The following is a 13,777-nucleotide window of genomic DNA, read 5'->3' on the forward strand; positions in this document are numbered from 1 at the left end:
TACGATGGCTGCACGTATCGATACATTATCGGTAGAAAGTCCTAAAATGAAAAAAGAGATCAAAGTAGCAGTCATTGTGCCCGATCAAGCTTTAGAAGGGAAAAAATGCCCTACCCTATATCTGCTGCACGGATATGGAGGCAACTCACTTACCTGGTTGGGGATTAAGCCAGAACTTCCTCAAATGGCAGATCGGGATGGAATTATCGTAGTATGTCCGGACGGGAAAAACAGCTGGTACTGGGACAGCCCTACCCATGCCGACAGCCAATATGAAACATTCGTTTCCTCTGAACTGGTAAAGTATATAGATACACATTATTCAACAATAAAGGACCGGAAAGGAAGAGCTGTAACAGGACTTAGCATGGGTGGTCATGGAGGTATGTGGCTTTCTATTCGTCATAAAGATGTTTTTGGTGCAGGAGGCAGTACCAGTGGTGGTGTAGACATTCGTCCGTTTCCTCACGAATGGAAAATGAAAGAACAACTTGGAGAGCTATCCAAAAACCGTCAACGATGGGATGAGCACACTGTAATGACACAGCTGGATAAAATTCAAAATGGTGATCTGGCATTAATTATCGATTGCGGCACAGGAGATTTCTTCCTGGAAGTCAACCAGAAATTTCATGAAGAATTGGAAAAACGAGGTATTTTCCACGATTTTATCATCCGTCCCGGGAAACATAGCAGCACCTATTGGAATAATTCAATAGACTATCAATGGCTGTTTTTCAAAAAATTCTTTGACGGATATCGGAACAATGGTGAATGATATCAAAACAATAAAATGAAATGAGGCTACCTTAAAAAAGTAGCCTCATTTCATTTTATCCAAACTCAAACAGAAGCATAACATTCATACTTTCAACACTTCTATTTAAGAGATTTCTTTTGTCTGCATTTTACTATGGATTCAACCGGAAATCCGTTTTATTTAATTCCCAGCTTATTCTTCAATTCCTTGGGAAGTGAATCCTTGTGCATCATCACAAAAATAGTCTTGGCACGTACATAACTTTCCGACATATTCAGATAACCTCCAAATTTATTACTGTCGGCAGCCCAAGAGTTTTTGGTAATATAATATTTTGTTCCGTTCTGATCTTTAGCAATACCAGTAAGATGCATCAGATGATCATCGGTTGTAGCAAACGATTCATATCCTTGCTGGCGAACTTCCGGAGTTACATTCACTTCCGGGTAAGGATGCTTAAACTGGAACACCTCTGCCAGACGATCACGCTTTGTCATCTGTCCCCAACGAGCACGGTCACTGTCTTTATATTCGTCTACATCATCCACCTCCGGATTAATGGCTATTCCATTCGAGAAAGAAAAGCCTCGTTCGCTTACATCACCGTCCCAGCACACAGTATAACCATTGGTCAGCGCATGGTCGGTAGCCTCTATCAGCTCATCCAACGGCAAATTATACATACGGTCGTGCTCCCAGTTATCGGGAATCTCAATCTCAAACGGCTCATAATACGGTTTATGAGTAAAACTTGTCAGCATCACATAATCATCCGTACAAATGCCCAAACTTTCAGCAAAACTTTTAGGGGTATATTCCTTTCCTTTATAAGTAAACTTCTCAGGTACTTTTCCTAAATAAATATCGAACAAACTATTTATCAGCTGCTCATACTGAGGAGATGACTTTTTCATGTTAACTGCCTCTTTGGCTATAGCTGTCATATACTCCACCATTTCCGAATGGTTATGTAATTTTGAGTCATAATTAATACCCATATAAACTTCTTCCGGTACAATGCCGACCTGATTGAATGCCGTAATCCAGCTTGTAGTAATGCTTCCCTGGCCGATATTCCCTTTGCCCTGACGCAAGAAATTATCTTTCAGCTGATTCATATATTTCTGACGTACGATAAACATCTCCGACAAATCATATTCACCCTTGCCCTGACGCAACAGTTCTGCCTCTACAAAAGAAGTTGTGGCAAAGCACCAGCATGTACCGGTAGAAGCCTGGTCTTTCACCGGAGTGACTTTTTGGTTAACTACTGTTTCGAACTTATATCCTTCATTGTTTTCTGCCCAAAGTGAAGCCGAAGCAAGTAACAGGACAGACAGTGTGTAATGTATTGGTTTCATCTGTATGTTTTTATATATAAAAGTTTTATGTGTCAAAAATAAACAAAAAATACGTCTTGTACAGCAAATCCAACTCATATTCTACAATTTTCCCTCTACTTTCAGCTCATGAAAGCCACAACATGTTAATAACAATTAAAGACAAAAATATTTTCCAATGAAAAATTTATCCATAAAGAATAAATTATTTTCTTTGCAAAAATTTTCCATTAGAAAATAATAACAACATAAAAGAATATACATATGAAGTACATTATCATCGGAGGAGTAGCCGGAGGTGCAACTGCCGCTGCACGTATCCGCCGTAATACAGAGAAAACTGAAATCATTTTATTCGAAAAAGGTGAATATATCTCGTATGCCAACTGTGGCTTACCTTTTATGCGTTTTTTAATATTATTCCTTTTCATATTATCTACCTCTCTGATACAGGCACAAGAAGTTTTATTAGAATCAAAAATCAAAAAATCGATTGAAAACGTCCCTGCACAGGTTGGAGTAGCAATAATCATTAACGGGAAAGATACCATAACTGTAAACAATGAGTGTCATTATCCATTGATGAGTGTCATGAAATACCCTCAAGCTTTAGCTGTACTCCATTATCTGCACCAACATAATCAACCACTTTCCACCAAGATATTTATACCTAAAGAAGCACTGCTTGATGATACTTACAGCCCTTTACGCGATAAATATCCGGAAGGAAACATTTACATGCCCATAGCTCAGTTATTAGATTATACCATTCAAAAGAGTGATAATAATGCTTGCGATATATTATTCAATTATACCGGCGGCGTATCGTATACAGATTCCTATATACGTTCTTTGGGGATTAATAATTTTTCCATATCAAAGACAGAAGATGACATGCATGAGGATTTGGCAGCTTGTTATGAGAACTGGAGTACCCCTTTGGAAATAGCTTCCCTAACCGATATGTTATTTTCAAAAGAATTATTTCCAACCGAATATCAAAACTTCCTCAAAGAAACAATGCTTAATTGTCAAACCGGTACTAACAGGTTACCAGCTCCTTTGTTGGATACTACAGCACGAATAGGTCACAAAACAGGAACTTCCGACCGGAACGTGCAGGGAGAATTAATTGGTATCAATGATGTTGGTTTTATTCTTCTTCCAGACGGGAAACGCTACACAATAGCAGTATTGGTCAAAGATTCAACAGAAAGTATGGCTGATACTGAAAAAATCATAGCAAATATTTCGGGAATTGTATATCATCATCTAGTTTCAGAAAAGAACATCTCCAACAAATAAACTTAATTCACATACAAAAGTAAAATCAACACCTACCACTTTTAGGTAACCATTCTATTTTCCGCCTTGACACGCATGTTCCCTAAACCTACCTTTGCGCCGTAACCCTTAAACAACAATGATTATGGCAAAAGAAAAAGTAAACTACCAGGAGGTATATGACCTCTATCAGTTATGCAGTGAGACCAAGGATCTTCGTGAGTTCTGTGCGGATTATGGAGTAAATTACGACAAGTTCATGAACTGGCAGCGTCATCAGCTATGGAGCGAAAAGTTAGGCAAGACAGTCCAGGTTGAGCAACCCAAGGTTGCCAAAGTCCGGATAACCGGCAAGCCTTGCAACAGTCCAACCGTAAAGTTGGAGGTGAAACAACCTGAAGGTGAATCTCCGATTAAGTGGGTAAAACTGCAATTGACATCAGGTGCCACACTGTTCCTGAGAAACACCACAGTTCTTGATTTGAGCCTGTTGCTTAATAAAATGATAGGATGATATGCTCGGACTTAGCGCTAACCTGAACTATTACCTGTTTAACGGTAATGTGGATTTGCGGAAAGGAATCTTCCGCCTGTGTGAGAGTATAAGGGAAGAGATGTCACTTGACCCGAGCGATGCATCCAATGTATATATGTTCATGTCCAGGAACCGGAAGGTTGTGAAGATACTTCATTACGAACGTGGTTTTTATGTGCTTTACGAGAAACGTCCTGTTATGGGAAAGTTCAAGAAACCTGTGTTTGATGAAGTTTCCAAATGCTACCGGATACAATGGCCGGACATGGCCTATCTTACGGAAAGCATAGTAGTTGACAAGATGTACGTCAGTCCGAAAGATTAATATTAATACATTGATTATCAATAAAAATAATATAAGAATAAACGATAAAAAGTTTGCGTAACTGCCTGATTTTTCGTACCTTTATATCATGATTGATGAAAGAGCATACGAGTTACTTTGCTGCCAGCTGGGTCTGGCGAATGAGGAAAAGGCGGGGCTTCGCAAACAGGTAAACGAACTGATTGCGAGGCTTAAGGCTATTGAAGAATCAAACAAAGAGAACTCCAAGGCTATGGTTGATACAATCAATGACCTCAAAGAATCCCTCGAAAAGCAATCGAGTACGGTTGAACATTACAGGAAAGAGATGGAACTTATGAGAAAGCAGCTTGAGGCAAAAGACGAGGTGAACATGATGCTGGCAAATGAGATATCCAATCTCAGGCTTCAGCTTGAGGGCAGCAGGAAACACCGTTTCGGCCGTACCTCAGAACAAAGAAGGCTGCTGAACAACCGTAACATTGACAAGTCTGCAATGGAGAAGTCCGAGTACGACGGTTCTGGCAAGAAAGGTGATGATGATAATAAGACCGATGGTAACGGTACCGGCAGCAATACCTCTTCCGGTAACGTATCTTCACAGAACTGCAGGCCTTCAAGGAAAAAGGAAACTGCTCCCCGTGCAGCAAAGACCAGGCTGAAGGTGGATAAGGTAATTGTTCATGAAATAGAAGACTATTACCAACTCCCGGATGGTGCAAGGCTTATGAACCGTAACGGAATGGCTGATGTGTGGGAATACAGGTTTATAGAACATGTGCGTGCTCATAACGTGGAACATGTGTACAAGGTGGCAAGGGTAAAGCTTGCAGACGGCACTTTCACTAACACGATGGAGCATCCCTTGAAAAACCTTGGAGGAATCTTTTCCCCTGATTTGCTTGCCCGTCTGCTTTGTCTGAAATATGACTTCAGTATGCCTGAGAACAGACAGATAAGACTGCTTGCAAGAGAAGGCATCCACATAAGCAATACCACGCTGAACGGCTATATCCATAACGGAATCTCCAGGCTTAGGGAGTTTATGGAAGATGTCTTCAAGGAGTTTGTACAACAGGCAAAATACCTTATGGTTGACGAGACGACCGAACTTGTCGGAGTTGAAACACCGGAAGGCAAGGCTTACAGGAGAAAGTATTTATGGGCTTTTTTGCAAAGCATGTCAAGTTGGTTTACTATCATTACAATAACGGCAGCAGAGCCTCTGATGTAGCAAAGACCTTCCTTGAACATTTTATGGGATCTTTATCTACAGACGGATATACGGTTTACAGGATGTTCGACGGAGAAGACTCAAAGGTGCTTCATATAGGCTGCTGGACACACTGCAGGAGGCTGTGGGTCGATGCCTTGCCATCAGACAGAACTGCGATGGATATAATAGACCCTATCGGTGATATGTTCAGAAATGAAGACTTGTTCCGCACAATGAAACTCAGTGGTGAGCAGATTAAGGAAAAAAGACTTAAGCTTACGAGACCTATTCTTGAACGTATCCATCATAAGGTGGTCATGATGATGCAGGATACTAAACTCATGGCAAACGAACTGATGAGAAAGGCTGTGAACTATACGATAAACCAGTGGAAATCCTTGAAAAATATCCTCAAGGACGGTTCTGCGGAAATATCGAACAACCTCTGTGAGCAAAGGATGAAACCTGTAAAGCTGCTGCTCAAGAACTGTATGAACATCGGCAGTGAGGATGCAGCAGGAAACTCGGCATTCATCTTTTCTCTGATAGAAAGCTGCAAACTTAATGACATAGATCCTCAGGATTACCTGAAGCACTTGTTTGAATGTATTCTTCATGGTAAGGACTGCGACAAGAAGGTCCTTCTGCCATGTTTTTATAAATCGGAATGTTAAAACTAAACTATTTTCTTGCGGACATTTTTATTTTATCGGCTGAAAAACAGCCGATAAAATTGTCGTGGCGGAAAATAGAATGGTTACCACTTTTAGCCAATTCTGCACGAATACGGCTCAACGATTGTGGGGTTATATATAAATATGAAGCTATATATTTTAATGGGACATGACGGAGAAGCTCCGGGTTATCTTCAAGTAATGCCAAATAACGTTCCCTAGCCTGGGAAGCCCCACCATTAATAAGCCATGTTTCTACATTAAGAAATTCACGCTCAAAAAGTTTTCTTCCTAAATTGGCAAAATCAACTGATGAAGCAAACAACTTTTCCAATTTCTGCTTTGGCATACAATACAATGCAGCTTCACTCATTGCCTCAATAGTTATTCTCGAAACAGCATTATCGACATATCCCCATGTAGAAAATAAAGCTTCTCCTTCAGAAGCAAACCAGACAGATACCTCCTGCCCATCACGTAAATAATGCCCTCGCCAAATACCACGAGCAATTATATAGAAAGACGTGTCACGTTCTCCCTCACGTACCAGACAATCACCTTTACGATAAGTCTTATATTCCATACCCTCAATCAATTGTCTTCCTTCAGCATAAGGAAAATAATATTTTGCACAAAATCTGGGTCAGTAGAAATTTAGTGGGGATTATTTTTTATACTCGTAAAGTATTGCTTACTTCGCATTATGAAAAACGATTATTTGAATATGCTAGCCAGCCTCGTGTTGCCGGCTCAGATATTAGATTACTTTCTTATCTCTGGAGTTGAACAAACCTCTCAAGAGATTCATATTAGTCTGGATGAAAAGATGAATTCCAAGTTAAGCAATGACGAACATTTTGAATCCAAAGGTTTTATGGAAGCTGTTAATGTGACAGACTTTCCCATACGGGACCATAAGGTAATCCTCAAGATCAGACGTCGTCGTTGGACGGACTTGCGCACAGGTAAAAGTTTCAGTATTCCCATCGACCTCGATGTTGTAGCCAAGGGAACCAGATACTCCAAAGAATTTGGGGCTTTTTTAAAAGAAACGTATGGAGACATCCCCAGTGACCTGCCGTACGCTTGAGGAATTCTATCATATAGATGGTCATACATTTGAAAAACAGTACAAGGAGGTTCTCAGCGGATATCGTAATTGGGAACAGTTATCCCATGCCGGTGAATGGATGCTGTTTCCGGAAAATATGGGACCGTATCTGGCGATTGACGAGACCTCACTCTCCAACGGTGAACTTTACACCTTTGTAACCAACCGTGATGCCTGTACGAGAGAGTGCTCCCTGGTAGCTGTCGTGGCAGGAACTAAATCAGAGGATGTAATAGCTGTACTGCAACGAATTGACGAGGAAAGCCGTTATGCCGTTAAAGAAGTGACACTTGACCTTTCAGACTCCATGCGCAAGATTGTACGGACTGCATTTCCTGAAGCCAGCCGTGTGATAGACCGTTTTCACATTCAGAGATTAGCTTGTGATGCTGTGCAGGAATTACGCATCAAACACCGTTGGGATGCCATACAGCAGGCCAATGAGGAAATGGAAGAAGCTAAGCGGAAGAACGAAGATTATGTCCCATACCGATATTCCAATGGCGATACCCGTAGGGAATTACTTATACGCTCCCGGTATCTGCTTTTCAAGTCAGCTGATAAATGGACAGAAAAACAGAAGCAAAGGGCAGCAATCCTATTTGAGGAATACCCTGACATCAAAAAGGCATACGGTTTGTGCCATTCCCTGCGGATGATTTTCTCTAAGAACACCATAAAGGACGCTGCACGTCTGGCTATGGCACGATGGTATAATAAAGTAGAAGAAGCAGGGATGCATTCTTTTAATGTCATTGCTGCTACTTTCTATGAGCACTATGATGAAATACTGAATTTCTACAACCATCGTTCTTCAAATGCGATGGCAGAATCGTTCAATGCAAAAATTAAACTGTTCAGAGCAAATCTAAGAGGAGTAGCTGATAAGAAGTTCTTTTTATTCCGCATTGCGAAGCTATATGCGTATCCCCACTAAATTTCTACTGACCCCAAAATCTTTCTATAAATGAATCCATATCTTTTATATTTTCTTTGTACAAATGTAACAATCCTCACTAATTTCTCCGATTCTCCAACCAATAAATAACCAAAACAAATAAGAAAGTCAATAACTCCGACATCGGAACAGCCAGCCAAATTCCCCAGGATCCCCAAATAATCGGCAGAATCCAGAAACACAAAAGGATTAAAACAAAACCACGTAACAATGTTATGATCATCGCCAGACAATCACGTTCCAGGCTCTGAAAATACCCAATAGAAACAATATTTATTCCAAAGAATACAAATCCCGAAGCAAATAAGGGCAAACCTTTCACTGCTATATTATATGCCGGATAAGAACTATCAAGAAACATGCCAACAATCTGATGAGAAAATATCCATGTAAGCAAAAAAACACCAGCTCCGCACAATATCGCAGTAGTCAGTGCCAAACGAAACGTTTCACGAACACGAGCTGTACATTTTGCTCCATAATTATAGCTCAATATAGGTTGTGCAGACTGGGCAATGGCATTATATACCATAAAAACAATAGGGAAAAAATAACACGCAATACTATATGCAGCTACACCATCTTCTCCTAAATAACGGATAAAAACATAATTTCCAACAAACATCATAGTTGCAATAGCTGTTTCACATAAAAAAGAAGAAAATCCCAAGCGACACATATATCCTACATTTCTTATGGTAAGATACAAACTCTTTTTACTCAATTTTACTCGGCATACATGCAGTATCCTTTCAGGATGAAACAAATAAGCCAAGATTATAACAGCACCAACTATATAGCCCAAACTAGTAGCAAGAGCGGCACCAAACATTCCCCATTTAAGAATAAAGATAAACACATAATCCAGCACAATATTTATTATAGCAGGAATGATATTACACACCATTGCATAATTAGGTGCCCCATCCAAACGGACAAAAAACATACCAGAACAGAGTAAAGCACTAAAGACCAAAAAAGGAACAAACCAGTACATATACTCCACAGCCAAAGGCAATAAACGTTCAGAACTTCCCAACCAGACAGCAACTCGCTCTACATTCGAAACGATTCCTATTGCATAAATCAATAATAAAACAGATGATACAATAATCGCCTGAGTCACATTAATACGTGCAACCTTTGCTTTTCCTTGTGATAAATGGACAGAAGCAACAACTGAAGCACCTATTCCAAACATTAAAGCAACTCCTGTATTAATCAGAAACAAGGGAGCCGTAATATTAACAGCAGCCAGCGCATCACTTCCGATACCTTTACCTACAAATATACCATCTGTTATAATAAATATCGCATTAAATATCATTCCTAATACAGTAGGAATAAGAAGTTTCCGAAAAAGCTTCGGTATATTCATCGTTTTAAAATCAATGCTATCTCTCATATATTATTTTATATTTGAATCCGGGTGCAAAAGTACGACAATGGCATGACAGAAAGATTAACATATGGTAATTTCTCACACCTTATTCCAGCTTTTGAATGGAAAATTGTAACTTTGCAAAAGTTTACGAATATAAGACTTATGCAAACGAGCGAAAAGAAATGTTATGAACTTCCGGAGTCATTAGCAAAAAATCTCGGAATTCAACTTATCTCCGTTGAAGAAGGTTATGTAAAAGCAACAATGCCTGTCGACGAACGCACTTCACGCCCATGTGAGCCTGTAGACATTTTAAATGGAGGAGCCTCTCTTGCATTAGCAGAAACTGTTGCAGGATACGGTTCAATCCCTTTATGTGAACCTGGACAAATGCCTTGCGGCATACAGATAAGTGCTAACCATGTACACATGGTTCCAATAGGTACTTACGTCGAAGCTGTGGGAAAACTTGTACACAGAGGACGTACTTCACACGTATGGAATGTCGATATAACCACTCCTGAAGGTAAATTAGTTTCTACTGCACGCATTGTTAATTTAATAGTAAAAAAACGATTATGAATCTTCCCGGAACAACAATTCACAAGCTGATAGATAATCTTACACGTAGTCCTTTCAGTTTTGCTCTATATCGTCTGCCTTGGACAGATGAGCCAATATTGGTTTTACAGGAAGAAGAAGATGTAGAAGTACTAAACAGCCCGGCAGCTTTAAACGGTAAAAGAGGATTTGTCATGACTCCTTTTCATCAAACAGAAGAATATCCGGCAGTCCTTATACGCCCGGATAAAGTTGCACACGAATGGGAAAATATCAGTCAGACTCTCGAAGCATTTGCCTCATCAATATCATTTGAATTTTCCTCATCCTTCAATTCAAAAGAAAAAAGAAGCACTAATACTCAGGAAGCAAAAGAAAAATATGAACAGGTTTTCTCCCGTTTCATTTCATCACTAGAAGATAATACTTTCAAAAAGTTAGTCCTGTCACGCAATTATACTCAAGCATTAGAAGGAGATTTTTCTCCTCTTACGGCATTTATACGTGCATGTAATAACTATCCACGTATGATGATTTCTTTATGTCACACTCCACAGACTGGAACCTGGATAGGAAGTACTCCTGAAATTATTTTAAGCGGACAAGATACAGAATGGCATACAGTAGCTCTTGCAGGCACTATGCCTATGCAAGGTGAAATAATGCCTACGGAATGGAGTGAAAAGAATCAGAACGAACAGGCATTTGTCAGTGAATACATCCGGCAAACTGTAAAACGTTTCGGAAACAAATTAAAGGAAAAAGGTCCTTATACGGCACGAGCCGGACAATTAGTCCATTTAAAAACTGATTTTCATTTTGAACTAAAAGATACAGCTCATTTAGGTGACATTTTACAGGAGCTTCATCCCACTCCAGCAGTATGCGGCCTTCCCAAAGAAGAAGCATACTACTTCATTTTGAATAACGAAGGATATAACCGGGCTTATTATACAGGAATTATCGGATGGCTAGATCCTCAAGGTGAAACAACACTTTATGTCAATCTACGCTGTATGAATATTACTGATAAAACTGCAACATTCTATGCCGGAGGCGGAATACTTCCCTCCTCTACCGTTGAAACAGAATGGGAAGAAACACAGCAGAAAATGAATACCATGAGGAATATTTTATAAAAATAAAGCTATGTATACTGATAAAAAAAGCATATTACAACTAGCCTCTTTGCTTCGATCATTTGGAATAAAGCGCATCGTTTTGTGTCCAGGAAGTAGAAACATTCCAATAGTTCAAACGTTTGCCAATATACCAGACTCTACATGTTATCCGATGACAGACGAACGAAGTGCTGGTTTCTTTGCACTTGGACTCGCCTTGCATGGGGGAACTCCTGTTGCTGTGTGTTGTACATCAGGTACAGCATTATTAAATTTACACCCAGCTGTAGCAGAAGCCTTTTACCAGCAAGTTCCATTAGTAATAATTTCAGCTGATCGCCCAGCGGCTTGGATTGGACAAATGGATGGGCAGACATTACCACAACCGGGAGTATTCGGTACATTAGTAAAAAAATCGGTAAATTTACCCGAAGTAACAAACGAAGAAAGTGAATGGTTCTGCAACCGACTTATCAATGAAGCCCTGCTGGAGCTCAACCATCACGGTAAGGGGCCAGTACATATCAACGTTCCGATCAGTGAGCCGTTCTTTTTACTTCCTGAAAAAGAGTTACCTAGTGCACGAGTAATTACACGTTACCAGGGACTAAATATTTATGATAAAGATTACCAACCGCTCATTGAACGATTAAACAAATACCAGCGACGCATGATCGTGGTCGGACAAATGAATCTGATTTATCTGTTCGACAAAAAATATACCAAAATGCTGTACAAGCATTTCGCATGGTTCACCGAAAATATAAGTAATCGTACCATCCCCGGAATGCCTATACGAAATATAGAGCCTCTACTTTGCTCGATGAACAATGAAGAACAAGAAAAAATGCGTCCTGAATTACTCATCACATACGGAGGACATATTATCTCAAAACGCTTAAAAAAATTTCTGCGTAAGCATCCCCCGATGGAGCATTGGCATGTATCTGTTGATGGAGAAGTCGTCGATTTGTTTGGTTCACTGAGCACTATCATAGAAATGGATCCTTTCGAATTTTTGGAGAAGATAGCCCCAATGTTAGATAGCCGTACACCAGAGTACCCAAAGATTTGGGAAACACGGTCAAAAGCTATCCCACAGGCTAGTTTTGCATATTCGGAAATGAGTGCCATTGGTGAAGTCATCCAACATCTTCCTGTTCCATGTTCTTTACATCTGGCCAATAGCTCCGTAGTACGCTATGCACAACTGTTCGATTTGCCTGAAGAAGTGGAAATTTTGTCCAACAGAGGTACTAATGGTATAGAAGGATCACTGTCTACCGCACTAGGATATGCAACAGCTTCTGATAAACTGAACTTTATCTTCATAGGCGATTTAAGCTTCTTCTATGATATGAATGCCCTTTGGAATTCTAATTATGGCACAAACATACGTATTCTGCTTCTAAACAATGCAGGAGGAGAAATTTTTCATGCACTTCCAGGCTTGGAATTACATGAAAATGCACGACGCTTTGTCACCGCTACCCATACAACATCTGCACGTGCATGGGCAGAAGACAGAGGATTCGAATATCTTTCAGCACATAATGGAAATGAACTACATACTGCCATAAATGCCTTTACCCAACCTGATGTAACTACCCATCCGATTCTTCTGGAAGTATTTACAGACAAAGCATTAGATATCGAATTACTCAAAGAATATTACCATAACCTAAAACAAAAATAAATCCACTATGTCACAAAAGAGAGAATGGAAAACGATAAAAGAGTATCAAGATATTCTTTTTGAATTTTATAACGGAATTGCCAAAATTACAATTAACCGTCCACGTTACCGCAATGCATTTACTCCGACAACTACATCCGAAATAAGTGATGCGCTATATTATTGCCGTGAGTGTCAAGATATAAACGTCATTGTTCTGACTGGAGCTGGAGATAAAGCATTCTGTTCTGGCGGAGATATGCATGTGAAAGGTCATGGAGGATATATCGGTACAGATGGAGTTCCTCGACTGAATGTGCTAGATGTGCAAAAACAAATTCGTTCCATACCTAAGCCGGTAATTGCTATGGTAAATGGTTACGCCATTGGAGGAGGACATGTCCTGCACGTAGTCTGCGATTTGACAATAGCTTCCGAAAATGCTATATTCGGACAGACAGGACCAAGAGTAGGTAGTTTTGATGCAGGGTTCGGCTCTTCTTATCTGGCACGTATCGTCGGTCAAAAGAAAGCCAGAGAAATCTGGTTCCTCTGCCGTCAGTATTCAGCACAAGAAGCTCTTGAAATGGGATTAGTAAACAAGGTAGTTCCATTCGATTCATTGGAGGATGAAGTAGTAGAATGGGCGGAAACCATGATGCAACATAGCCCTCTTGCCCTACGTATGATTAAGGCCGGACTGAATGCAGAATTAGATGGACAAGCCGGCATACAAGAACTTGCCGGAGATGCCACTATGCTTTATTATATGACAGAAGAGGCACAAGAAGGAGGACGAGCATTTTTGGAAAAACGCAAACCAGACTGGAGCAAATTCCCTAAAATGCCATAAA

General features: G+C 40.0%; 13 protein-coding genes and 1 pseudogene. 11 read left to right on the top strand and 3 right to left on the bottom strand.

Annotation, left to right across the window (positions count from 1 at the left end; all coding sequences use genetic code 11):
• Window positions 1–4 precede the first annotated feature (4 nt).
• Window positions 5–778 (top strand): alpha/beta hydrolase, encoded by a 774-nt coding sequence (locus ACDG22_RS13990; RefSeq protein ID WP_227994796.1) that lies wholly within the window; start codon window positions 5–7, stop codon window positions 776–778.
• A 158-nt stretch (window positions 779–936) separates the two neighbouring features.
• Here ACDG22_RS13990 and ACDG22_RS13995 read toward each other — a convergent pair whose 3' ends face one another.
• On the bottom strand, window positions 937–2,121 hold the full coding sequence (locus ACDG22_RS13995; protein ID WP_022126364.1) for a C1 family peptidase: 1,185 nt from the start codon (window positions 2,119–2,121) through the stop codon (window positions 937–939).
• Between the two features lie 381 nt (window positions 2,122–2,502).
• Between ACDG22_RS13995 and bla the strand changes: the two genes are divergently transcribed.
• The 4 genes and pseudogenes from bla (at window position 2,503) to tnpC (ending at window position 6,113) form a co-directional block, all read left to right on the top strand.
• On the top strand, window positions 2,503–3,405 hold the full coding sequence (gene bla / locus ACDG22_RS14000; protein WP_022126344.1) for a class A beta-lactamase, subclass A2: 903 nt from the start codon (window positions 2,503–2,505) through the stop codon (window positions 3,403–3,405).
• A gap of 124 nt (window positions 3,406–3,529) precedes the next feature.
• The gene (locus ACDG22_RS14005) at window positions 3,530–3,898 is read left to right on the top strand and encodes a hypothetical protein (RefSeq protein ID WP_009131422.1); all 369 of its coding nucleotides are present in this window, start codon (window positions 3,530–3,532) and stop codon (window positions 3,896–3,898) included.
• A 1-nt stretch (window position 3,899) separates the two neighbouring features.
• A complete protein-coding gene (gene tnpB / locus ACDG22_RS14010) occupies window positions 3,900–4,244 on the top strand; it encodes an IS66 family insertion sequence element accessory protein TnpB (RefSeq protein WP_370858937.1) in 345 nt (114 codons plus the stop codon).
• A gap of 88 nt (window positions 4,245–4,332) precedes the next feature.
• Window positions 4,333–6,113: pseudogene (tnpC, locus tag ACDG22_RS16525) on the top strand (IS66 family transposase).
• A 7-nt stretch (window positions 6,114–6,120) separates the two neighbouring features.
• Here the strand turns inward: tnpC and ACDG22_RS14025 are convergent.
• Window positions 6,121–6,696 carry a Crp/Fnr family transcriptional regulator gene (locus ACDG22_RS14025; protein WP_370858938.1) on the bottom strand — a complete coding sequence of 192 codons (576 nt, stop codon included), beginning with the start codon at window positions 6,694–6,696 and terminating at the stop codon, window positions 6,121–6,123.
• Between the two features lie 120 nt (window positions 6,697–6,816).
• Here ACDG22_RS14025 and ACDG22_RS14030 point away from each other — a divergent pair, with 120 nt between their 5' ends.
• Window positions 6,817–7,203: an ISAon1 family transposase N-terminal region protein gene (locus ACDG22_RS14030; RefSeq protein WP_007565224.1), complete on the top strand. Its 387-nt coding sequence runs from the start codon at window positions 6,817–6,819 to the stop codon at window positions 7,201–7,203.
• Entirely contained in the window at window positions 7,169–8,161 is a 993-nt protein-coding gene (locus ACDG22_RS14035; protein WP_155162804.1) for an ISAon1 family transposase, read from the top strand. Before ACDG22_RS14030 ends, ACDG22_RS14035 begins: the two co-directional genes overlap by 35 nt.
• 79 nt (window positions 8,162–8,240) lie before the next feature.
• Here ACDG22_RS14035 and ACDG22_RS14040 read toward each other — a convergent pair whose 3' ends face one another.
• Window positions 8,241–9,587 (bottom strand): MATE family efflux transporter, encoded by a 1,347-nt coding sequence (locus tag ACDG22_RS14040; protein ID WP_022126343.1) that lies wholly within the window; start codon window positions 9,585–9,587, stop codon window positions 8,241–8,243.
• A gap of 141 nt (window positions 9,588–9,728) precedes the next feature.
• On the opposite strand from ACDG22_RS14040, the gene ACDG22_RS14045 reads away from it, so the two are divergent.
• Genes ACDG22_RS14045 through menB form a run of 4 tightly spaced genes read left to right on the top strand, consistent with a single transcriptional unit; the run spans window position 9,729 to window position 13,776 of the window.
• Window positions 9,729–10,148 (top strand): PaaI family thioesterase, encoded by a 420-nt coding sequence (locus ACDG22_RS14045; RefSeq protein ID WP_022126342.1) that lies wholly within the window; start codon window positions 9,729–9,731, stop codon window positions 10,146–10,148.
• Complete coding sequence (locus tag ACDG22_RS14050; protein WP_022126341.1) at window positions 10,145–11,266, top strand: isochorismate synthase; 1,122 nt, start codon at window positions 10,145–10,147, stop codon at window positions 11,264–11,266. Before ACDG22_RS14045 ends, ACDG22_RS14050 begins: the two co-directional genes overlap by 4 nt.
• Before the next feature lie 10 nt (window positions 11,267–11,276).
• Window positions 11,277–12,944, top strand: a complete 1,668-nt coding sequence (gene menD / locus ACDG22_RS14055; protein ID WP_022126340.1) for a 2-succinyl-5-enolpyruvyl-6-hydroxy-3-cyclohexene-1-carboxylic-acid synthase — start codon at window positions 11,277–11,279, stop codon at window positions 12,942–12,944.
• 7 nt (window positions 12,945–12,951) lie between these two features.
• Window positions 12,952–13,776, top strand: a complete 825-nt coding sequence (menB, locus tag ACDG22_RS14060; protein ID WP_007568128.1) for a 1,4-dihydroxy-2-naphthoyl-CoA synthase — start codon at window positions 12,952–12,954, stop codon at window positions 13,774–13,776.
• Window position 13,777: the final 1 nt, after the last annotated feature.

The organism is Phocaeicola coprocola (genome assembly GCF_041333015.1).
Taxonomy (GTDB): domain Bacteria; phylum Bacteroidota; class Bacteroidia; order Bacteroidales; family Bacteroidaceae; genus Phocaeicola; species Phocaeicola coprocola.

Excerpts from the sequence above, each read along its gene's own strand:
- ACDG22_RS13990 (WP_227994796.1), top strand. The coding sequence starts at position 5 with ATGGCTGCACGTATCGATACATTATCGGTAGAAAGTCCTAAAATGAAA.
- ACDG22_RS13995 (WP_022126364.1), bottom strand. The coding sequence starts at position 2,121 with ATGAAACCAATACATTACACACTGTCTGTCCTGTTACTTGCTTCGGCT.
- bla (WP_022126344.1), top strand. The coding sequence starts at position 2,503 with ATGCGTTTTTTAATATTATTCCTTTTCATATTATCTACCTCTCTGATA.
- ACDG22_RS14005 (WP_009131422.1), top strand. The coding sequence starts at position 3,530 with ATGGCAAAAGAAAAAGTAAACTACCAGGAGGTATATGACCTCTATCAG.
- tnpB (WP_370858937.1), top strand. The coding sequence starts at position 3,900 with ATGCTCGGACTTAGCGCTAACCTGAACTATTACCTGTTTAACGGTAAT.
- ACDG22_RS14025 (WP_370858938.1), bottom strand. The coding sequence starts at position 6,696 with ATGGAATATAAGACTTATCGTAAAGGTGATTGTCTGGTACGTGAGGGA.
- ACDG22_RS14030 (WP_007565224.1), top strand. The coding sequence starts at position 6,817 with ATGAAAAACGATTATTTGAATATGCTAGCCAGCCTCGTGTTGCCGGCT.
- ACDG22_RS14035 (WP_155162804.1), top strand. The coding sequence starts at position 7,169 with ATGGAGACATCCCCAGTGACCTGCCGTACGCTTGAGGAATTCTATCAT.
- ACDG22_RS14040 (WP_022126343.1), bottom strand. The coding sequence starts at position 9,587 with ATGAGAGATAGCATTGATTTTAAAACGATGAATATACCGAAGCTTTTT.
- ACDG22_RS14045 (WP_022126342.1), top strand. The coding sequence starts at position 9,729 with ATGCAAACGAGCGAAAAGAAATGTTATGAACTTCCGGAGTCATTAGCA.
- ACDG22_RS14050 (WP_022126341.1), top strand. The coding sequence starts at position 10,145 with ATGAATCTTCCCGGAACAACAATTCACAAGCTGATAGATAATCTTACA.
- menD (WP_022126340.1), top strand. The coding sequence starts at position 11,277 with ATGTATACTGATAAAAAAAGCATATTACAACTAGCCTCTTTGCTTCGA.
- menB (WP_007568128.1), top strand. The coding sequence starts at position 12,952 with ATGTCACAAAAGAGAGAATGGAAAACGATAAAAGAGTATCAAGATATT.